We start from the raw sequence: 21,468 nt of genomic DNA, 5'->3' as shown, positions 1-21,468 counted from the left end.
AAAGCACTGTGACAACGTTTTTTATTATGACTAATTACGTTAACAGGTTGAGGGGGATTTCCAATGTTAGAAAAGCAAATTATTCATTCATTCGTATCCATTGTTGGCGAAGATAATGTAGATACATCCAATATGGGGCGTTTAACGTATAGTTATGATGCCACTCCAAACTTCCAAGCAATGCCTGATGCAGTCATTGCTCCTCGTAATACAAATGAAGTAGCAGAAGTGTTAAAAGTATGTAACACTCACAACATTCCTGTATATGTTCGTGGCTCTGGAACAAACCTTTGCGCAGGAACATGTCCACTTGAAGGCGGTATCGTCCTTATCTTCCGTCATATGAATAACATTTTAGAAATTGATGAAAAGAATTTAACCATTACTGTACAAGCTGGTGTTATTACACTTGATATTATTAAAGCCGTAGAAGAAAAAGGTTTATTTTATCCACCAGATCCAAGCTCGATGAAAATTTCTACAATTGGCGGTAACATTAATGAAAACTCAGGTGGATTACGCGGATTAAAATATGGCGTAACACGTGATTATGTGATGGGCCTTGAACTTGTCTTACCAAATGGCGATATGATTCGTACTGGTGGTAAATTAGCAAAAGATGTAGCTGGTTACGATTTAACTCGTTTATTTATCGGTTCTGAAGGAACACTTGGCGTCGTAACAGAAGCGATATTAAAACTTGTTCCTATGCCTGAAACGAAGAAAACGATGCTTGCGCTATATGAAGATATTAATGAAGCTGCACGCGCTGTTTCTTCTATTATTGCAAATAAAATCATTCCAGCGACACTCGAGTTTTTAGATCAGCCGACAATTGAAGTTGTAGAAGAGTTTGCACAAATCGGTTTACCAACTGACGTAAAAGCAATTTTATTAATTGAACAAGATGGTCCACCTGAAGTTGTCAATCGAGATATTGAAAAAATGGCTAACGTTTGCCGCTCTATGAATGCAGTCGATGTTCGCGTTGCAAAAGATGAACCGGAAGCAGATGCGCTTCGTACTGCTCGCCGTAGCGCACTATCAGCACTTGCAAGACTAAAACCTACAACAATACTAGAAGATGCAACTGTGCCACGTTCACAAATCGCTCCGATGGTTGAAGCTATTAATGCCATTGCAAAAAAATATAATATTCCTATTTGTACGTTTGGACATGCTGGTGATGGTAATCTACATCCAACTTGTATGACAGATGCTCGTAATGAAGAAGAAATGCACCGAGCTGAACAAGCTTTTGCTGAAATATTTGCAAAAGCAATCGAACTTGGCGGCACAATTACTGGCGAACATGGTGTTGGTGCGATGAAAGCTCCGTATTTAGAAATGAAATTAGGTAAAGAAGGTATTGCTGCAATGCAAGGGATTAAACAAGCCTTCGATCCAAATAACATTATGAATCCAGGAAAGATGTTCGCGAAGGACACTCGTAAAAGAGTGGTGATTGAGCGATGACAACATTAAATAAAGAAAACATTCAAAAAGAATTTAAAGAACGATTAAGTGAAGATGAACTACTAAACTGTATGCGATGCGGTTTCTGCTTACTAACTTGCCCTACTTACATTCAATCTGGGTATAAAGAATCACATTCACCACGAGGACGTATCGCGTTAATGAAAGCGGTCGTTGACGGTTTGATTGAGCCAGATGAAGATGTTGAAAATACATTAAATGTTTGCCTCGGTTGCCGTGCTTGTGAACCTGTTTGTCCATCTGGTGTGAATTATGGACATTTATTAGAAGAAGCTCGTGATATTATAAATCAAAACAAAAAGTTTTCGGTGCCAGTGAGAGCAGTTCGTAAAGTCGTTTTTGAAGGACTCTTCCCGCATCAAAATCGAATGAGAACATTAACCGGTCTAATTGGATTTTATCAGCGTTCTGGTTTACAAACGATAACACATAAAACAGGAATTATGAAACTATTCCCTGAAACACTTGCAACGATGGATCTCGTTCTACCAAAAGTCCCTAAAATGAAAGCAATGAAAGATCGCCCTGAATTTTTACATGCTGAAAGTACAAAAAAGAAACAAGTTGCATTCTTCACAGGTTGTTTAATGGATACGATGTTTTTAGAAACAAATAATGCAACAATAAAACTTCTTCAGTTAGCTGGTTGTGATATCGTTATTCCGAAAACACAAAGTTGCTGCGGGGCATTACATGGGCATGCTGGTGAGAAAAGCGGAGCAAAAGAATTAGCGAAACGCAATATAAAAGCATTCGAAGATTTAAACATCGATTATATTATTACGAATGCTGGTGGTTGCGGAGCTTACCTCGTAGACTACGATTATCTTTTAAAAGATGATCCACAGTGGGCTGAACGTGCGAAGCAGTTTGTCTCTAAAATTAAAGATATTACCGCTATTCTAGTAGAACTAGACTTCCACAAGCGAACTGACTTACGACTCACGCCGCAAATTATTACGTATCAAGACTCTTGTCATTTACGCAATGTTATGCGAACATCTTCAGAACCTCGTATGTTACTAGAAGCAATTCAAGGCGCAACATACCGTGAAATGAAAGACGCGGATCGCTGCTGTGGTTCTGCTGGTATTTACAATATTGTTCATTCAGAGTTATCAATGGAATTTCTAGATTACAAAATGGATCGTGTGCATGAAACAGACGCAGCAACCATTGTTACCGCAAATCCAGGTTGTTTATTACAAATGAAATTAGGTATTGAGCGAGAAGGTCTTTCTCATAAAATGAGAGGAATTCATATTGTAGATTTATTATTAGAAGCAATTGAAACCAACTCGTAATAACTCGTAACATACGTAATAATAAGAAAACGGCTATCTCCTTCGTCTACGTAAAGAGATAGCCGCTTTTTTGTCCTCTACAACATTAAAAATATGTTACTTTATTATAAAAAAGAACAACAGAAACATTACAGTTTTGTAAAAAACAATCCATTATATTCCTCAAAAAACCTCTCAAACCATTGATACAATAGGATTCTTCATTTTCTTTTTAGGTAAATTTATCCAAAAACACCCTCCTATAACATAGTATAAAAATGCTGAAAATTCCTTTTATACTCTATGTTTCTCTTATTTTTCCTCTTTTCCCCTCTTAGGATAAATTAGGTAATTTTAAAGTCTATGAATTTTTTTCCATCTTTTTTCTCGCAAATTGTATGCTACGATGAATTTGTCAGTCAGACAGGCTGTCAAAAACAAATCGTGTGAAAACAAATTAAAACTTTACATAGGGGGACACACATTATGAAAAAGCGTGTTTTATTATCTGTAGCTGCTGCAACAGCTCTTACTTTAGGAGTATCTTCTCTAGATGCACAAGCTGCAACAGTACAACCATCTAATATAAAGGTTCAAAATATTCAGCATTCGAAAGTGATGATGAAGCAAATGAGCCAACAAGAATTACAAGCATTCTTACAATCTATGGGCGTGGAATCATTAGCACAATGGCAACAAGGAAACTTCCAACCAAATTGCTATATTCCTAATCAACAACCTACTGAAAATGTTGTAACTGAGCAACCAACAGCTAAGCCAGAAACTCAAAAACCTGCTGAGCAAAAACCAGTTGAGCAAAAGCCTGCTGAAGAAGTTCAAAAACCAGAAGCTCAAAAGCCTGCTGAAAACAACAATACTCAAAAACCAGCTGAACAAAAACCTGCTGAGCAAAAGCCTGCTGAAGAAGCAAAATCTTTAAGTGAGTTCGAACAACGTGTTGTTGAATTAACAAACGCTGAGCGTGCAAAACAAGGTTTATCAGCTTTAAAAATCGATACTGAATTAAGCAAAGTAGCACGTATTAAATCTGAAGATATGCAAAAAAACAACTACTTTGATCATAACAGCCCTACTTACGGATCTCCGTTTGACATGATGAAGAAATTTGGTATTTCTTATACATCTGCAGGTGAAAACATTGCTCAAGGCCAACGTACACCTGAAGAAGTAGTACAAGCTTGGATGAATAGCGCTGGACACCGTGCAAACATCTTAAATAACGGTTTCACTCACATCGGTGTTGGCTACGTAGAAAGCGGCAACTACTGGACACAACAATTTATTACGAAGTAAATAGTTTAAAAGAGTCTTCTCATAATGAGAAGACTCTTTTTTATGTTTCATAACTTTCTATTATGTATGAGTATAAAATGTAAAACATGAACAAAATAGAACCACTACTTATTACACTAAGTAATACATAAAACCCCCACTTCAAATTCAAAAATAATGAAAATAATATACTACATGCCATCACTTGAAAAATCCGCCTACTCACTAAACGGATCTTTTGTAATTTGATTAGGTCTTTTTCCGTACTCTGAACTTGTTTAAACAACTTACTAAGCATAAACAGAAACATACTAATCCCAATTGTTAGTCCTGTTTGAAAGGATATCATACTTCCAAAATTAATAAAGAGAATGAGCATATGGATAAACAACATAAATAAAGTAATCGTCTTTAGAAATCCACTTATAATGACATGCTCGCCTTCATTAAACTTATATATATTATGTGAAATAATATACATCAATCCATGTAAAAAAATAAGAAAAAAAGGAATAAATGCTATAACAACTCGTTTACTCATAAAATCGTTCGGCCCACCATTTTCATCCCAATGTACGGCCATCTCATTTGGTAAATATGGATAGAGGCATAGAGTAACTAAAAGACAAGCGAATAATATTCCTAATATATATTTATATTTGACCAAGCAATTCTCACCTCTCTTTTCTCTTAACGGCTTCGCTTCTTTTAGAGAAATTCCTGCAAGAATCTACTTTTCTCAACCTTACACTTTATGCATTCATTCTTTGAAATTCTTTTATTGTATCATTTAATTTTATAGGAAATGGTACATCCACTTCGATTTCTTCTTTCGTAATGGGATGTAAGAAGTTTATCTTCATGGCATGTAACGCTTGCCTAGACATATATTTCGTTTGTCCACCATATAATACATCCCCAATTAATGGATTGCCATTATAGCTCATATGAACACGAATTTGATGAGTTCTACCTGTTTCTAATTGTAACGTTACGAGCGTAACATTTTGATTTATAAAGTACTTCTCTACTTTATAAAATGTGATAGCTTGGTCTCCCTTTGGAGAAACACGTCGTCTCGTCGCGTGATGACGATCTCTTCCAATAGCCGCGTCAATTGTTCCTTGCTTCTTTTTTACTTTTCCTTCCACAAGGGCCGCATACGTTCTTTTAATTTTTCGTTCCATTAATAAACGATCCATAATTGCACCAGCAATTCTATGCTTCGCAAACACGACACCACCTGTCGTATCTTTATCTAACCGATGAATATGACGAACCTTCGTCTCTAAACCTTGCATTTGAAAATGAAAGGCAACAAGGTTTGCAAGTGTTCCCATCCCGCCTTTTTCAGCAGGATGCGTATCCATCTTCTCAGGCTTATTTACAATGAGTACGTGATCGTCTTCATACACTACATGTAATTCACCATACTCAGGCTCTACATCGTATTCTTCCTCCATAAACATATGGACTTGTAACTTATCACCCTCTTTTAAAAGCTCATTCCATCTTCTCGGTTCTCCATTAACAGTAACACCTTTTTCCATACGAAGCTGATGTAACAACTTTTTCGGTATTTCCCATTCTATTTTTAATAATGACTCAATGCTTATACCATTCCATTTCGCTGGAACAGTCATTTCGCACCATTCACCCTTCTTCTTCGTTTCCATACTGTATCACCTTATTTCTATTGATTCTCTCATTGTAACGGAAAATAGACTTTGATGCACCGTCAAAAATAGAGGACAGTCTTATAATAGACTGTCCCTCATGCTCTACGCTTTTTCATTTCCTGCAATACTTCTTCCGCTTTTTGTTCATACGATAAATCTTTAAAGAAATCCGCCAATCTTTTATAATCATTATACGTATCTAATAAGTCATCCATCTTTTCTGCTTTCATCACTTGTTGTTTTTGCTTCATTTTTACTGGATAACGATAGCCCGATACTTCTTGTATTTTGTAATACTCATCCTCTACTTGAATAACTTTTACAAGTTCCTCTTCCTCCGCATCCATCGTATACCCATCAAAATCTCTAAGCAATTCATAAATGATATGAGTCCATTCATCTTTTGGATAAAACCCTTTTTCTAACCGATAACCGACAATGCGGTACATATGCCCATCGTTTTCTGCAAACTGTACTGTATCATTTAGCTTAAACTTAAAATAACGAAACATTGCCTTCACCTACTTATATGTAATGTTCTTATCACATACTATTTGCAAAATGTAGGTCTTGCTATTCATAAAAAAATACTCATCTTATAGATGAGTATTTTTTACGATGATTTTTCTCTTTTCTTCCGAAATGGTAACCACCAATTCCAGTCTCCAAACAATTTCATTAAACTTGGTACAAGCATAAGACGAATAATTGTTGCATCAAGGAATATTGCTAATGCAACACCAAGCCCCATTTGTCTTACTGGTAAAATATCAGTAAAGGCGAATGCGCCCGTTACAACAATCATAATTAATGCAGCTGATGTAATAATTCTACTTGTTGAAACAAGTCCTTCTAACGTCGCCTGATCGTTATCTCCTGTTTCTTCATATAATTCATGGATACGTGAAATAAGAAAGACTTCATAATCCATGCTAAGCCCAAATACGAGACCGAAAATGAAGATTGGTAAGACAAATAGAACAGGACTTGCTTCTAAACCGAAATGCCCACCTTCAAATAACCAAACAACAATTCCAATTGTTGCGCTTAAACTAAGTATATTCATAATAATTGCCTTAATTGGAATGAGTATAGATCGGAATGCGAATAATAATATAACAAAGGTCGATCCAAATATAACAGACATCCCAATTGCAACTTTATCTTTAATTTCATCTTCTAACTCTTGTTGGAACGTCGTCATTCCGCCTAAATAATACGTAACATCTGTTTCTTTATAATTTTGTTTAAAATCACGAACCCACTGTTTAGCAGTTTCATCACGTGGTTTTGTTTTTAGAAAGACTTCTATCGTCGTCTTATTCCCTTTCGTGTATGCTTCAAATATAGGAGCTAGCTTTGCTACTTCTGGCGACGCTAATATTCCAGCAACTTGATCTGCTTTCATTCCAGTTAACCCGTCGTATAAACTTCTTACTTCATGCACTTTTTTATCATCTTTTAACTTTTGAATGACTTCTTCTACCTTTTGTAAACTTTCTTTTTCTTTCATATCTTTTTTCGTCTCTACCACTAACGTAACATCAGCATGTGTTTTTGCAGTTTTATTAAATGCCTCTTCGTACTTCTCATATGCAATTCTTGTATCACTTTGTTTAGGTAAAGCTTCTACGTCGGGGAACTGTAAATTAGCTGTACGTAATGGTAATAAACAAATCACAATAAATGTTGTAACAACAATAATCATCGCAATTGGGTGTTTCATTACAAATTGTGCAAATTTACGCCACGCCTTTGCCGGCGTATGTGCTACTTGATTCTTTTTTAATATTCGTTTACCAATTAAGGATAATAGCGCTGGAAGGAGTGTGAGTGAAAATAAGATACTCATAATCACAACAATCATTCCGCTAATTGCAACTGACTGAATATAATCAATTTTAAAGAAGAACAAACCGGATAATCCAACAAATACACATAATCCTGAAAATACGATTGCACGCCCTGCTGTCTGATATGTAATTGCTATCGCTTCTTTTACCGTTCGCTTTGCAACTTCCTCTCGAAAGCGATTTACAAATAATAGTGCAAAATCAATAGATAACGCAAGTCCAACCATCGGTGCAACATTTAACACAAAGATAGATAGTTCCTTATCGACACCTATAAAGTATAATATGCCCATCGTACTAATAACACTAAGTGCCCCATTTACAATTGGTAAAATAGATGCCAAAAGGCTACCAAATGAAAATAGTAATACGAGAAATGCAATTGGTAATCCAATCATCTCTGCTACTTTTAAATCATTTTGCGTTCTTTCATTAATCTCTTGATTAATTTTCGGAAATCCTGTAGGCGTTACTTTTAACGATGCATTACTTTCCTTTTCGACTTTATCAGCAAATTGTAACGTCTTTTCCATTCGTTCCTTATTTGTTTTCCCGGAAAATAAAATTGTCGCATAGCCGATATCATTTTGTAACATTTCTTTATTTTTCACTGGATGATGGAAAGATTCATATGTCTCTTTCTCTTGTACATTTTTTACAATTCCCTCTACTTGCTTTTGAAATTCCTCATGTGAAACACCTTTATTTTTTTCAAAAACGAGTAACAGCGTATCTTGAGACCTCTTAAAATCTTTATCTAAAATTTCTTTCGTTTTTTGATAGTCTCCTTCTGTTTGGAAACCGTCACCACCTAATACTCCCGGTAACTTTGGAGCGAAAATACCGAGTGCTATCGCAAGCAATAGTAATGCTACAATTACTGTATAACGAAACTGATATAAAAAAGCGCCTAACTTCCCCCACTTATCTACTTTATGTACATTTGTTTTCACACATTTTCACCTACTTTACATAATTCAATTGTTACTTATAATGTATCACATCTTCATACAAACAAAAAACGTCTGGAAACACTATAATAATAGTTTTCCAGACGTTTTTTATCTCTCTTTATTAAGACCAAGTCTCTCAGTAAGTAAACGATGGCAATAAATCGCCATAATTAACAAAATACCACCTACGCAATAACCAGCTAAAATATCAGTTGGATAATGTACATTTAATATAACTCTACTTAATCCAATCGATACAATGACTATTCCCATCAAAATCGTTATCACATATTTCCCTGTTACACTCTTCAAATTTGCCGCAATGATATAAGCAAGAAACCCAAATGTCATAATAGATAACATTGCATGTCCACTAGGAAAGCTATATCCAAGTGCATCCAACGCTTCGTTTAACGAAGGACGATCTCTTTTCACAATTTCTTTTATTCCTTTATTCACAAGATGTGTTACTAAAATGCCCATAGGATATACAATCATCGCAGCAAAATAACGTTTTCTCCAAAAAACAAGTAAACTTATAATGAGCGTAGTTACGATTCCAATGGCAGACCCTAATTTTGTATAATGTGAGAAAAATGCAAACGACTCTTCTGTTTGTACTCCTTTTACTAATCCTCGGACATATGTATCCATCACTGTAACGCCACCCGCATGTACGCGCCAAGCAACAATGCCAAATACAGCAAGTAATAAAGCGATACATATTAGCTCATATTGATGTAACTTCTTCTTCAAACGATTTCCTCCTACTATGAAAAAATGCGATTTCTACTGTAGAAACCGCATTTTCTTACTTATTTACCTTTTGTTTTTAGCTCTGTCCAGTAACGATCATAGTCTTTTAACTTATCGTCCACATCAACAAGCCATTCTGTACGATCTAATTCTTCCTTCGTTAAGAAGATCATGTGGTTATCACGATATTCTTTACTATGAAGAGGATGAGCTTTTTCATTTGGATTACTGTATCCAATTGACTCGTAGTTTTTCACACTTACTTTTTCATCTAATAAGTAGTTCATAAACTTCTCTGCAAGCTCTTTGTTTTTCGCGCCTTTTGGAATTGCTAACGTGTCAGCCCAAATTGTGCCGCCTTCTTTTGGTACAACGTACTCTACATCTTTATTATCTTTAGCGATAAATGCTGCATCTCCAGACCAAACTGTTCCGATCCACGCATCTTCTGTAATAAATTTCTGTTTAATATTATCTGTATCAAATGCTAATAAGTTTGGAAGCAGCTTCTTTAAATCATCTGCTGCTGTCTTTAACTGCGCATCGTCTTTCGTGCTGTTTGAGAAACCATGCTTTTTAAGACCCATTCCTAACACTTCACGAGAATCATTTAATAAAGTTACATGCCCTTTATATTTCTCATTCCATAAGTCAGCCCAGCTTGTAGGTGCTTCTTTCACATACTTTTTATTGTATGCGATTCCTGTTACACCCCAAGTATATACTAAAGAATATTTATTCTCTGGATCAAACGCAGGTGTTTTGAAATTAGAAACCATATTTTCGATATTCGGGATATTCTTCTTATCTAACGGTGCTAATAAGTCCATTTTCGCCATTGTTTTAACCATGTAGTCAGATGGCTGAATTAAATCATACTTCGCACCACCAGCTTGCAATTTCGCAAGCATTTCTTCATTACTTGCATACTTATCATAGTTTATTTTCACGTTATATTTCTTTTCAAAATCTTTTAGCACTTGCTCATCAAAATTGTCAGCCCAGCTATAAATGTTTAACTCTTCTTTTTTTTCACCACAACCAGCAAGTACACCAGCAACAAGGCTAAAGCTAATTGCTGCGCCGGCTAATCTTTTCATTAATTTCATCGGTTTATTACCCCCTCGTACTTTCTATATCGTTCGTATTATAAAGGAAGGTGTCCTCCAGAGTTTTCTTCACCATCTGCACCTTTGTTACGGAAGATTTCAGATAGAACCATTAATCCTACGATAGCTACAATTAAAATTGTAGAAAGTGCATTAATTTCTGGTGATACTCCGCGCTTAACCATACTGTAAATGTATAATGGCAATGTTGTTGATCCTGGTCCTGATACGAAGAAACTAATTACAAAATCATCAATTGATAATGTGAATGTTAATAATGCAGCCGAAATAACTCCAGGTGCAATCGCTGGGAACGTTACAAAACGAAATGTTTGCCACGGCGTTGCTCCTAAATCATTCGCAGCCTCTTCTAAATCACGTCCCATACCAGAAAGACGTGCTGCTAAAATAACGACAACAAATGAAATGCTAAAAGTAATGTGTGCAATAATAATTGTTGTTTTACCAAGCTCCATACCTAATTGACTAAATAAAATAAGTAAAGATAATCCCATTAAAATATCAGGAATTAAAATTGGTAAATACACAAGACCGTTAATGGCCCCTTCATAACGATATTTATAACGATGTAATGCAATTGCGAAAATCACACCAAGAACAGTCGTTACAATCGTCGTTACGATTGCAATCGTCATACTATTTACAAATGCATCAATAACATCTTGTTTTTGAAATAAATCTGTATACCAATGGAATGTGAATCCTTCCCATTCCGCATTAATGCGAGAATCATTGAAGGAATATACCATTAAAACCATCATTGGAAAATACAAGAACAATAAAATTAACCAAGAATAAGAAACTAAAAACTTCTTCATTTTTGCCTATTCCCCTCCGTTCCCATCATATTTATATACTTTCGTTGCACGATAATATAAGTAAATTAACAGAACAGAGAATAGAACAACAATCATAGATAACGCAGATCCAAACGGCCAATCACGCGCTCCTAAGAATTGATTTTGAATTACGTTTCCGATTAATGCTACTTTCGATCCACCCATAACGTCTGATACAACAAACATTCCGATAGAAGAAACAAACACTAAAATAGAACCAGTAGCAATCCCTGACATCGTCATTGGTACTGTTACATTCCAAAATGCCTTTACTGGTGTCGCCCCTAAATCATAGGCTGCTTCTAGCTTACGCTTATCAAGCTGCTCAATCGCTGCATACACCGGTAAAATCATAAATGGTAATAAAGAATATACCATCCCAAGTATTACAGAAGGTGTATTGTATAGTAAATTTAACGGTTCACTAATAATGCCTAGCTTCAATAACAATGTGTTTACAAGACCTTGTGAACGTAAAATAACAATCCATGCGTATGAACGAACAAGGAAGTTAATCCAAAACGGGATCGTTGCCAATAATAAAAGAATGGAACGATATTTACGATCAACAATTGTAATTGTATACGCAAATGGATAACCAATTAGTAAACATATTACTGTCGTAATAACCGCAATTTTCACTGTTTCCCATAACGTCCCCATATATAATGGATCAAATACACGTGCTATGTTCTCTAATGTAAATTGCATTTCCACTGTCCCATATGCTCCGCGCTGCATGAAGGCAAATGCCAATACAAACAGAAGGGGAATTAGGAAGAATATTAATAGCCACGCGACTGTAGGTAGTGCGAGTAATTTCCCTTTTTTCAATTTAAGGTCACCTCGTCCTCTTGCTCCCAGCCTACGTATACATTATCTCCAATGCTCCACTGCGCTGCTTCTTCAGCAGTTTGATATGCCATTAGTAATTCTGATGTTTTCTCATCACGTACATAAAGCTTTTCCATATTTCCAACAAACTCAATGTCTTCAATATGTCCAAGATGGTATTCTTTTAAAACCGGCTCTTCAACCGAACGCACTTTTACGTTTTCAGGGCGAATTGCTACATAGCCTTCCCCGTTTTTCACAATATTATTTTCACCGATAAATGTCGCAACGAACAATGTTTTCGGCTTATTATAAATTTCTTTCGGCGTTCCAATTTGTTCAATATGTCCTTTATTCATAACAACGATACGATCACTCATGCTCATCGCTTCTTCTTGATCGTGCGTTACGTATATGAACGTAATTCCTAAATTACGTTGTAAGTTTTTCAATTCACGTTGCAAGTCTTTTCTTAACTTAAAGTCTAACGCCCCAAGTGGCTCATCTAGTAATAATACACGCGGATTATTTACAATCGCTCTCGCAATTGCTACACGCTGCTGCTGTCCACCAGAAAGCTTTGCAGGTTTACGATTACGGAACTCAAGTAACTGCGTTAAACGCATTGCCTCTTCAGCACGCTCTTTCTGCTCTGCTGCCGGTACTTTCTGCATTTTCATACCGAAACAAATATTTTTCTCCACATTCATATGTGGGAATAACGCATAATGTTGGAACACTAGGTTCATATGACGTTTATATGGTGGCAAATCGTTAATCTTTTCATCATCTAACAAAAGATTCCCTTTAGTTGGGGTTTCAAATCCCGCGATCATACGAAGTAACGTCGTTTTTCCGCAACCACTCGGCCCTAAAATCGTTAAAAATTCCCCTTCTTTAATATCTAAAGAAAGCGGTGGGATAATCACTTGATTTCCAAAATGTTTTTCTACTGCTTCAACTTTAATAATCTTTTTCATTTTCCCGTCCAATCTACCTTAAATTTTAATTTTTATATTCATGAATACATATTTATGTTCTATAGACTATTTTTTGTTTCGATCCAAACAAAAATGGTTATTTAGCAAGCGTTCACTTCTATTCTTTATGTAGTATGTTTGATTCATTTTCGCATGATACATAATCTCGAACAGAAAAACCCCTTCCATTACGAAGGGGCTATTATCATACGGCTACGCCTACTGATAAACACCATCATCATTTTAACAACTTTCGTATGAATTTTAAAGCACTTTTTGTAGAAGAGTAACGAATTTTCATATCGAACGCCGTAGATTGGGCTAAAATGCTTTTATAATGTGAAAAAGTCCGAAAACTTTCTTCCCCATGATAACTCCCTAATCCACTACTTCCGACGCCACCAAAAGGTAAATATGGCGTTGCAAGATGATAGACAACATCATTAATACAGCCTCCGCCATACGAAATATTACTCGTTACCTGCCTTTGTACTTCTTTATCTTCAGAAAATACATATAACGCTAACGGCTTCGGATGTTGCTGAATCTTGTCAATTACCTCTTCTATGTTGTTGTATTCTATAATTGGTAAAATCGGACCAAAAATTTCGTCTTCCATAACAGCACTGTTCCATGTAACATTAGTTAACACCGTTGGTTCTATATGTAAAGTTTCTTTATTATAGTTCCCGCCAATTACAGTTTTACCATCTTTCAAAAACGTACATAAACGTTCAAAATGACGTTCACTCACAATTCGTACATAATTATCATTGTGCAGTGGCTCTTTTCCATACTGCTCCTCAATTTCATGTCGCAACGCTTCAATTAACTGTTCTTTCACGGAAGCATGCACATACATATAATCAGGTGCTACACACGTTTGCCCTGCATTTAAAAACTTCCCCCAAACAATTCTTCTTGCTGTTACGTCTATTTTTGCATCTTTATGTACAATACATGGGCTTTTTCCGCCAAGTTCTAACGTAAGCGGCGTCAACTGTTTCGCAGCTGCCTCCATGACAACCTTCCCAACGCCCACACTACCTGTAAAGAAAATATAATCAAATGGTTCCTTCAGCAAAGCTGTACTCTCTTCAACGCCGCCTTCTACTACCGCTACAAGCTCTTCTTGGAATAATTCACCTAACATTCTCGTTAGTACTTTAGAAACGTTTGGCGTTAACTCTGACGGCTTTAAAACGATTGTATTTCCAGCTGCCAGCGCTCCTACAAGTGGTGCAATTGCTAATTGAAACGGATAATTCCACGGCGCGATAATAAGTGTCACACCATATGGCTCTGGCACTACTTTTCCTTTTGATCCAAAGTGAGTAAGTGCTGTTCGAACTCGCTTCGGTTTACTCCACGATGAAATATGCTTCAATTGAAAGGAAATTTCCTTTAATACATATCCAACTTCCGTTGTAAATGACTCGTGAGCTGACTTATTTAAATCTAATTTCAATGCCTGAAATATTTCTTCTTCAAAACGCTGAATGCCTTCATAAAGCTTGTTCAAATTATTCTTTCTCACTTCTATACTTCTCGTATGACCATTATAAAAATATGCTTTTTGTTTATTTACAATAGAAGAAACACTCATTCATTCACCTTCTCCCACTATTTTTATCCAATTCTTTCATTATTTATATAGACTTTATCTATAATAAATTTCTATTCATAAAGTTACATTATATATAATTTCTTCTTTTATATAAAATTCATTGCTCACAAAAAAACTACCGAAAGAAAATCTCTCGGTAGTTTTACTGTATTAACGATATAAACGAACAGCACCTGCAGAATTATCATCAGCTTGTCCTACTACTTCAAACTTCAGGCCAAGATTCGGTAAAATACGTCCTGCATCTGGAATCTGTTGATTAATATACGTTTTTGAATCATCAAACTTCGGTACACCCGCTAAGCCATCATACGTAAATGTTCCACGCGTTGGAGATACAACTTTCCAAGCTGGTGTTTTGTCGAATGAGAACGCCGCATCAGCAATTTGGAATCGTGTACTACTCTTAACTGTCGGTTTACCATTTAAAGTTCCTACAATTGCTTCTGGGTGAGAATCAACTACCCCAAGGAAACCGTGTCCTGGATGTACGCCAACCCAGTTATCTGTGTAAGCTGAATCCGCATACCATACAACCATACCAGTGTTAAATACTGGACCGCGTGCAAATTTCAATGCGTTATCTGCACCAGCATAGTTTCTCCACTCTACATAATAGTTATGTTTTTTCTTCTCAGTTCCGTTAGATACAACGAAGCCGTCTAATTTTAATTGTGGTGTCCCTTCTGCATCATCAGAGAATACTACTTTACCATCTACTGTTAATGAAGCATTATCAAGAGCAAATCCATTTAATGCTAAACCACCATCAGTAATGTAATCAAATGTTAATTTTACTTTCTTACCTTTGAATTGGCTTAAGTCATATGATTTGTCAATCCATTTTCCATTTGTCGAATCTGCATTTCCATTATTAGCTTTCTCACCAAGTCTTTCAATTAACGTTTGTTTACCATCTTCTGTTACAGCATGTACTTCAAGGAAGTCATACTCTGCTTCAATTTCATATAATGATTTGAAATCAAATTTTGCAGTCGTTGCATTCGTTAAATCGAACAGTGGTGTTTCCATCTTCGTATGAAGATCGTCACCTTTTGTGCTGTAGTAATACTGTTTACCAAATGCTGGGGCAATTGTTTTTACATCTTTATCAGGTAAGTTTACACGAATCATACCTGGACGGTTAGATTTCGTAACACTTTGGTCTAAATATGTTGCTAGACCAATACCTTTATTTAATTTCTCGTAATCTACTTCTACGATATTTGCCCAGTTACCACCGATTGTTTTTTGGAAAAACTCTTTATTTTGCGGTGAGAAACTTGTTGGCGTTGTTCCTGCAATTTTACCAGCCCAGCTACCGCCACTCATAATAGACCAAGATTCAATCGGCTCACCTTGACCGCTATATTGTGTATCATACTCATCTGGAAGACCTAAATCATGACCATATTCATGTGCGAATACACCAACTGCGCCATCTTCTGGCTCAATTGTGTAGTCAAATGCTGCCATCTTTCCTCCCCAATACGGAACTTTCGCTTGTGTGCCTTCGATTGGGAATGGTTTCGGTCCAACAGTCCAGCGATGTGACCAAATTGCATCGTCACCTAATTTACCACCGCCTGCTTCTTGTCCAACACCTGCATGAATAATCATTAAGTGATCGATTAAACCGTCCGGTTGATTTTGATTTCCATCGCCATTTACATCGTATTGATCGAATTGGTCGAACTCTGATAAATCAATACCGCTATCTACAGCTGCTTTTAATGCATCTTTTACTAAATCACGTGGTCCTTTTGGTCCTTTATTATCATGACCGCCGCTTGCAGCATCCGCACCGTAATCAGCAGCTTTACCAGGAACTGTTAACCATTTTGTAACTGTTCCGTCTACTGTATAACTACCGCCAGATTGCTCTTCATAATATTGTTTAAATGTTTCAATTTTACTTCCATCATCTAATGTGAATGGCTCATTACCAAATAACATTTTTTCATAATGTTCTTTGTTAAAGTCTTCCGAATACATATAACCAGGTTCTTTATCGATATTGTTATGTTTAAAGTCAGCGTACTCTACAAGTAGAACGAGTACTTTATCTTTACGAACATCACCGTTGTACGCTTTTTGCTTTGCTGGAGATGTTGGTACTTTACCATTTAAACCACCTTTAACTGGCCCTGTCGCTGCAGGTGTTCCTGTCGCAGGTTTATCTAACTTTTCTTTCGTATCTGCTTTTGCATCTTTCACTTTCTTTAAAAAGTCAGATGCTTCTTTCGTAAGTGGGTCCCCATTTGATACTTCTTTCCCAGGATTTTCACCCTTTTTGTTCTCTACGTATTTTTCGACGGCTTTCTTTGTTTCTGTCTCTGAAGCCTTCGAATCAATTACCCCACGTTTTTTTAGCGCATCTGCTAAACGTTCTTCCGGAATTAAATGATCATCAACTGGGCTCGTAGCTGTCTTATTAACAGGCGTTTCAGCATATGCAGACTGGCCACCTGCTCCGAATGAAAGACCTAATACAGCTGTCAAAGCGATTGATGATAAAACTTTGAACGGTTTCTTGTTCATCCCTTATTTCCTCCCCTAATAAATAATATGTATTACAAATTGAATTTTATTAAAAATTCAATATTTTTTCAATATTTAGTCATATTATGTAATGTTTTTAATATATTTGTAAAAATTCCATAGTTAGCATACGAATATATCACAATTCAACAATGTTTTCTGAAAATATTGAAAATATTTGTCAGAAACTTTATAATCGCCATAGAGGGAATTTAATGGGGATTTTATCTTTGTTTTATCTACAAAATATTTGATAATTCACTACATAAAAATACAAAATCTGATTGTATTATCACGTATTCTGTAGCAGCAGTTATGACCGATAATTAGGGAGGAATTACATTTGTACAAAGATAAGACTGACGCATTGGATCAAGAATGGATTGATTTAATACTTGAAGCTCTAGACGCTGGTATCGCACTACAAGATATCGAACATTTTTTCCAACGTATGAAGCCGGCCACTCAGGCTCAATAGGTTTGTTCTTTTTAGCGAAGTTTATGTTATAATAATGACATCATAAGACGACGACATATTGATAGAAAGGTGCGCAAATATGATTGGAGAACGTATAAAACGCCTGCGTTTACAAAAAGGTATTTCATTAACTGAACTTGCCGAAAAAGCTGGCGTTGCTAAATCTTACATTAGTTCTATAGAACGAAATTTACAAAAAAACCCTTCCATTCAGTTTCTTGAAAAAATTGCAGCAGTTCTACAAATTCCAGTTGATACTTTACTTCATGATGAAACAACAAAGGAAAATCACTTAGACTCCGAATGGACACAGCTCGTTAAAGATGCAATGAACTCCGGCGTCTCCAAAGAACAATTTCGTGAATTTCTTGAATTTACAAAATGGAAACAAGATCAAAAATAATAAATAGAAAGAAGTGCTTACAATCAGCACTTCTTTTTTCTTTATAAAAAAAGCGGGGGATACCCGCTTTTTTATTATTTTTCTTCGCCAGCTTCTTGGTTAGCATTGAATGTCCATTCTAAATTCAATGAATCACCTTGGAAGATATTTTGGTCTTTTCCATCATCTACAAATTCAAATTGTACCCATAAATAATCCTCTGTACCAGCTTCTAATCCACCCTTTTCTCCCCACTCAGGAGCAAAGATGTCTTTAGCTAAAAGATCTGGATCGGTTTTTTGTAAGTCTGCTAAAGTTGTTTCATATACAGGTTCACTTTGTTTATCCCAGTTCCAAAGGAATTTCACTTTAATGTGCTTACCAAAGTCTTCACCAGCATTATCGCCTTTTGCATCTTTCACAGTATACTTTGTCGCTAATTTAACGTCTTTAATTGTTAATGAACCGCTATTCTTTAATAAGAACTCTTTCTTAACAGAATCCCCTGGTTTTAAATCTTTAATATCTACAAGCGTTGTAGGGTCTAATGTAAGATCTAACGTCCCAGCCGCAAATGTATTATTCGATACTTCTTTATCGCTAAAGTATGCGAATGTTCCTCCACCAATTAAAGATAACCCCAATGCTGCTGATGCAACTCCCATACCTAATTTCTTTTTCAGACTCACAATCAATTCCCCCTAGCTGTTTTTTTATATTTTTATTGCTATCTCTTATTTAAAATAAGAGATGTAACTAAAACTATATTAGCATTAGCTAATATTTGTTCTTTTTTAAAAACCTTATGTTCATTATAACGAACAAACCTATATAAATACAACAAATATTTATTAATATTTTCAGTTATTTTTATTTCTCAATATTATTCCGAAATTTCTAAAAAATATCGAGAAATAAAAAATGTTAATTAATATTTAAACTAATTATTCTCCTTCACTATCATACTGCCAACTAGTTTTCTCCTATCTTCTAGATTGTTACATGTATCGTTAAAATAAAGAGGATACGCCGAATAGGTGAGTCGCAATGCTCTCTCACCTATTCGGCTGTATAACCGCTATTCGCTCTATATGTTGCTGTATTTTACTTACTATTCTTGTTTTTTACTCTCTTCTTGCTTTTTTGCTTCCTCTTGTTTCTTCTTCTCTTCTAATTTTTTCGCTTCCTCTTGTTTCTTCTCTTCTAACTTTTTCGCTTCTTCTTGTTTCTTACTTTCTTCTAGTTTTGCTGTTTCATCTACTAGTAACTTCTCAAAATCTTGAATTTGTTTATCAATCACTTGTAAATTAACTTCTTTATCAACATACTCACAGTTTTCTTTCACTATATGAAAACCAGCATTCACATACGAGAATACTTGCTTATTCGATTCAGTTGTATTTCCTTTTAACTCTTCTTGTACTTGATTATAAGGTTCTTCTATTGATTTATACACTTTTTGTAAAGATTCTCTCTCAGCAACTATTTTCTCCCGCCCTTGCTTCCACGTAACAAGCGCCTGTTCTAACTCTTGAACGGAGGTAACAGTTACTTTTGATTGCATCTCTCCATACTCATGTAAAATAACTTCCTTATGTTTCTTAGCTTGTTCTGCTAATTGATCAACTGTTTTTGGAAAAATACTTGCTGTAGAAATCGTAGCCGTTACTTTCGTTTCATGAACGAAAGTTGCTTCTGTATAAGTCATCATTTGAGAGCCTAAATAAAAAGTAATAGAACACAAACATGGCAATATAAGAATCTGTTTAAAATTGCGAGGTGGCTTCAGCATTTTAATCTCTCCTATCGAACAACTCGTTCTTTATCAAGAACTATATCTTTATTATAATAAAGTGAATTACAAAATGATATAAAAATTATCTTTCTTTTTACATTTCCCTTTTAACAGAAAAAGAGACTATCATTTTTGATAGTCTCTTTTTCTTGTCCTTATTATTTTCCTTCAGCTTCACCTTGTTGTGCATCAAACGTCCAAGTTAATTGTAGCTTATCCCCCTGGAATTCATTTTGATCTTTTTTATTATTAACGAACTCAAATTTCACTTTGAATTTATCAGACTTACCTGCAGAAATACCTTTTTCATCCCAGAACCAAGCAGCTAAATCGTTATTTACCGCAGTAAGTGTGTCACCCTTCAATTTATCTAGCGTTGTTTCCTTTACGATTGTTTCATGCTTGTCTACATTTTTTAAGAATGTTACTTTAATATGTTTACCAAAATCATCTTTATTATCTTTCTTCACATCTTCTACATTATAATCTGTTTTTAGTAGTACTTTTTTAATATCTAATGTTCCTTTATTTTCTAATTTAAATTCTTTTTCAACTGTATCACCAGGTTTTAAATTCGATACATTAACAACTGTTGATGGATTTAATGCTAAATCAAGCGTACCAGCCGCAAATGTATTGTTTGACACTTCTTTATCACTGAAAAATGCAAACGTTCCTCCGCCAACTAACGCTGCTCCTAATACTGCTGATGCGATACCCATTCCTAATTTTTTCTTTAAAGTCATGTCCATATCCCCTTGATTTATATATTTGTCAACTTCCTAAACGGAAAGTATAACCAAATGAACTAGACAGATTGTTCTACTTTTTTCTCTTTCTTTTCTCCGTCTATGCTACGAATAGCACCAAAAATAGTAATAGCGGAATATCCTAATAAAAAGACTCCTGGAATAATAAGAAGTAAAGCAGCTCCAGCTTTTGAATTTGCATAATTTAATGCATACCCTGCATAAGGAACTGTAATATCCGCGTATTTTCCAATGACATTCTCCGCAAGTACTGGTTCTAAATCAGCGCCGTTGTTGTTATCCCCTTTTGTTTCATACATTACTTTTCCATTTATATCTTTCACACCGATAATACGGTGAGTGATAATTTTTTGATCTTTCTCTTTAAAAGTAATAACATCACCTTTTTGATATTTAGAACCATCTTTCGTCGGCTCTATCGCAATGATTGATCCTGTTAAAAATGTTGGCTCCATCGATCCTGAAAGAACACTCTTAAATTGATATCCCATTACCGTTGGATCACCACCACTCGCTTTTGAAGAAATAACTACAAAAGCTAAGCAAACCATCAACGCAAATAAAACAAATGAGATAACGTTGCTAATCACCTTCCAAATTAATTTCATCGTTTCTCTTCCTCTCCGTTGTTTTATATTATTTGAAGTATGCAATATTCATTTTTGTTCTTTAACAAGAACACAACTAAATAATATAACGAACAAACTAGAAATGCAATAAGAAGATTTACAATTATTAGTTATTTTAAAAATAAAAAAGGCAGTTCACGCTGAACTGC

The 21,468-nt window shown here is 35.4% G+C and carries 20 protein-coding genes; 5 read left to right on the top strand and 15 right to left on the bottom strand.

Annotated features, from left to right (window positions below):
* Positions 1-63 precede the first annotated feature (63 nt).
* The 3 genes from glcD (at position 64) to COL05_RS22105 (ending at position 4,094) form a co-directional block, all read left to right on the top strand.
* A complete protein-coding gene (gene glcD, locus COL05_RS22115) occupies positions 64-1,476 on the top strand; it encodes a glycolate oxidase subunit GlcD (protein WP_098670157.1) in 1,413 nt (470 codons plus the stop codon).
* Positions 1,473-2,801 carry a (Fe-S)-binding protein gene (locus COL05_RS22110; protein WP_098670156.1) on the top strand — a complete coding sequence of 443 codons (1,329 nt, stop codon included), beginning with the start codon at positions 1,473-1,475 and terminating at the stop codon, positions 2,799-2,801. Before glcD ends, COL05_RS22110 begins: the two co-directional genes overlap by 4 nt.
* A 465-nt stretch (positions 2,802-3,266) precedes the next feature.
* Positions 3,267-4,094, top strand: a complete 828-nt coding sequence (locus COL05_RS22105; protein ID WP_098670155.1) for a CAP domain-containing protein — start codon at positions 3,267-3,269, stop codon at positions 4,092-4,094.
* A 40-nt stretch (positions 4,095-4,134) separates the two neighbouring features.
* On the opposite strand, the gene COL05_RS22100 is transcribed toward COL05_RS22105, so the two are convergent.
* From COL05_RS22100 to inhA1, 11 genes are all read right to left on the bottom strand, one after another.
* Positions 4,135-4,740: a DUF1648 domain-containing protein gene (locus COL05_RS22100; RefSeq protein WP_098670154.1), complete on the bottom strand. Its 606-nt coding sequence runs from the start codon at positions 4,738-4,740 to the stop codon at positions 4,135-4,137.
* Positions 4,741-4,825: 85 nt separating this feature from the next.
* Positions 4,826-5,749: an RluA family pseudouridine synthase gene (locus COL05_RS22095; protein ID WP_098670153.1), complete on the bottom strand. Its 924-nt coding sequence runs from the start codon at positions 5,747-5,749 to the stop codon at positions 4,826-4,828.
* Between the two features lie 98 nt (positions 5,750-5,847).
* Complete coding sequence (locus COL05_RS22090) at positions 5,848-6,264, bottom strand: histidinol dehydrogenase (RefSeq protein ID WP_098670152.1); 417 nt, start codon at positions 6,262-6,264, stop codon at positions 5,848-5,850.
* Positions 6,265-6,365: 101 nt separating this feature from the next.
* Positions 6,366-8,558, bottom strand: a complete 2,193-nt coding sequence (locus tag COL05_RS22085; RefSeq protein WP_098670151.1) for an MMPL family transporter — start codon at positions 8,556-8,558, stop codon at positions 6,366-6,368.
* Positions 8,559-8,666: 108 nt separating this feature from the next.
* On the bottom strand, positions 8,667-9,314 hold the full coding sequence (locus COL05_RS22080; protein WP_142337616.1) for a phosphatase PAP2 family protein: 648 nt from the start codon (positions 9,312-9,314) through the stop codon (positions 8,667-8,669).
* Positions 9,315-9,373: 59 nt separating this feature from the next.
* A complete protein-coding gene (gene potD / locus COL05_RS22075) occupies positions 9,374-10,423 on the bottom strand; it encodes a spermidine/putrescine ABC transporter substrate-binding protein PotD (protein ID WP_074607970.1) in 1,050 nt (349 codons plus the stop codon).
* Positions 10,424-10,461: 38 nt separating this feature from the next.
* Positions 10,462-11,262 carry a spermidine/putrescine ABC transporter permease PotC gene (potC, locus tag COL05_RS22070; protein ID WP_000714198.1) on the bottom strand — a complete coding sequence of 267 codons (801 nt, stop codon included), beginning with the start codon at positions 11,260-11,262 and terminating at the stop codon, positions 10,462-10,464.
* 6 nt (positions 11,263-11,268) lie between these two features.
* Complete coding sequence (potB, locus tag COL05_RS22065) at positions 11,269-12,117, bottom strand: spermidine/putrescine ABC transporter permease PotB (protein ID WP_000715494.1); 849 nt, start codon at positions 12,115-12,117, stop codon at positions 11,269-11,271.
* Positions 12,114-13,097 carry a spermidine/putrescine ABC transporter ATP-binding protein PotA gene (gene potA, locus COL05_RS22060; RefSeq protein WP_074607973.1) on the bottom strand — a complete coding sequence of 328 codons (984 nt, stop codon included), beginning with the start codon at positions 13,095-13,097 and terminating at the stop codon, positions 12,114-12,116. The genes potB and potA overlap by 4 nt, the downstream gene beginning before the upstream one ends.
* Before the next feature lie 238 nt (positions 13,098-13,335).
* Positions 13,336-14,703 carry an aldehyde dehydrogenase gene (locus COL05_RS22055; protein WP_098670150.1) on the bottom strand — a complete coding sequence of 456 codons (1,368 nt, stop codon included), beginning with the start codon at positions 14,701-14,703 and terminating at the stop codon, positions 13,336-13,338.
* A gap of 171 nt (positions 14,704-14,874) precedes the next feature.
* Entirely contained in the window at positions 14,875-17,265 is a 2,391-nt protein-coding gene (gene inhA1, locus COL05_RS22050) for a M6 family metalloprotease immune inhibitor InhA1 (RefSeq protein WP_098670149.1), read from the bottom strand.
* Positions 17,266-17,608: 343 nt separating this feature from the next.
* On the opposite strand from inhA1, the gene COL05_RS22045 reads away from it, so the two are divergent.
* Together COL05_RS22045 and COL05_RS22040 are read left to right on the top strand one after the other, a co-directional pair.
* A complete protein-coding gene (locus COL05_RS22045; protein WP_000276215.1) occupies positions 17,609-17,743 on the top strand; it encodes an anti-repressor SinI family protein in 135 nt (44 codons plus the stop codon).
* Between the two features lie 79 nt (positions 17,744-17,822).
* Positions 17,823-18,146: a helix-turn-helix domain-containing protein gene (locus tag COL05_RS22040; protein ID WP_000578880.1), complete on the top strand. Its 324-nt coding sequence runs from the start codon at positions 17,823-17,825 to the stop codon at positions 18,144-18,146.
* 74 nt (positions 18,147-18,220) lie between these two features.
* Here the strand turns inward: COL05_RS22040 and calY are convergent, their stop codons facing one another.
* From calY to sipW, 4 genes are all read right to left on the bottom strand, one after another.
* Positions 18,221-18,814, bottom strand: coding sequence for a biofilm matrix protein CalY (calY, locus tag COL05_RS22035; protein ID WP_061185640.1), 594 nt, complete (start codon positions 18,812-18,814; stop codon positions 18,221-18,223).
* A 422-nt stretch (positions 18,815-19,236) separates the two neighbouring features.
* The gene (locus tag COL05_RS22030; RefSeq protein ID WP_098670148.1) at positions 19,237-19,917 is read right to left on the bottom strand and encodes a DUF4047 domain-containing protein; all 681 of its coding nucleotides are present in this window, start codon (positions 19,915-19,917) and stop codon (positions 19,237-19,239) included.
* Between the two features lie 161 nt (positions 19,918-20,078).
* Positions 20,079-20,666 (bottom strand): CalY family protein, encoded by a 588-nt coding sequence (locus COL05_RS22025; protein WP_098670147.1) that lies wholly within the window; start codon positions 20,664-20,666, stop codon positions 20,079-20,081.
* 62 nt (positions 20,667-20,728) lie between these two features.
* Entirely contained in the window at positions 20,729-21,298 is a 570-nt protein-coding gene (gene sipW, locus COL05_RS22020; protein WP_074542086.1) for a signal peptidase I SipW, read from the bottom strand.
* Positions 21,299-21,468 lie beyond the last annotated feature (170 nt).

The sequence above is a fragment of the Bacillus sp. AFS059628 genome, assembly GCF_002571225.1.
Lineage (GTDB): Bacteria > Bacillota > Bacilli > Bacillales > Bacillaceae_G > Bacillus_A.
The sequence above is the reverse complement of the archived record's forward strand: the minus strand, read 5'-3'. Positions and strand labels throughout refer to the sequence as shown.

What these genes read in the sequence shown, in the direction of transcription:
- glcD (WP_098670157.1), top strand. Translation starts at nt 64, where the DNA reads ATGTTAGAAAAGCAAATTATTCATTCATTCGTATCCATTGTTGGCGAA.
- COL05_RS22110 (WP_098670156.1), top strand. Translation starts at nt 1,473, where the DNA reads ATGACAACATTAAATAAAGAAAACATTCAAAAAGAATTTAAAGAACGA.
- COL05_RS22105 (WP_098670155.1), top strand. Translation starts at nt 3,267, where the DNA reads ATGAAAAAGCGTGTTTTATTATCTGTAGCTGCTGCAACAGCTCTTACT.
- COL05_RS22095 (WP_098670153.1), bottom strand. Translation starts at nt 5,749, where the DNA reads ATGGAAACGAAGAAGAAGGGTGAATGGTGCGAAATGACTGTTCCAGCG.
- COL05_RS22090 (WP_098670152.1), bottom strand. Translation starts at nt 6,264, where the DNA reads ATGTTTCGTTATTTTAAGTTTAAGCTAAATGATACAGTACAGTTTGCA.
- potD (WP_074607970.1), bottom strand. Translation starts at nt 10,423, where the DNA reads ATGAAATTAATGAAAAGATTAGCCGGCGCAGCAATTAGCTTTAGCCTT.
- potC (WP_000714198.1), bottom strand. Translation starts at nt 11,262, where the DNA reads ATGAAGAAGTTTTTAGTTTCTTATTCTTGGTTAATTTTATTGTTCTTG.
- potA (WP_074607973.1), bottom strand. Translation starts at nt 13,097, where the DNA reads ATGAAAAAGATTATTAAAGTTGAAGCAGTAGAAAAACATTTTGGAAAT.
- COL05_RS22055 (WP_098670150.1), bottom strand. Translation starts at nt 14,703, where the DNA reads ATGAGTGTTTCTTCTATTGTAAATAAACAAAAAGCATATTTTTATAAT.
- inhA1 (WP_098670149.1), bottom strand. Translation starts at nt 17,265, where the DNA reads ATGAACAAGAAACCGTTCAAAGTTTTATCATCAATCGCTTTGACAGCT.
- COL05_RS22040 (WP_000578880.1), top strand. Translation starts at nt 17,823, where the DNA reads ATGATTGGAGAACGTATAAAACGCCTGCGTTTACAAAAAGGTATTTCA.
- COL05_RS22030 (WP_098670148.1), bottom strand. Translation starts at nt 19,917, where the DNA reads ATGCTGAAGCCACCTCGCAATTTTAAACAGATTCTTATATTGCCATGT.
- COL05_RS22025 (WP_098670147.1), bottom strand. Translation starts at nt 20,666, where the DNA reads ATGACTTTAAAGAAAAAATTAGGAATGGGTATCGCATCAGCAGTATTA.
- sipW (WP_074542086.1), bottom strand. Translation starts at nt 21,298, where the DNA reads ATGAAATTAATTTGGAAGGTGATTAGCAACGTTATCTCATTTGTTTTA.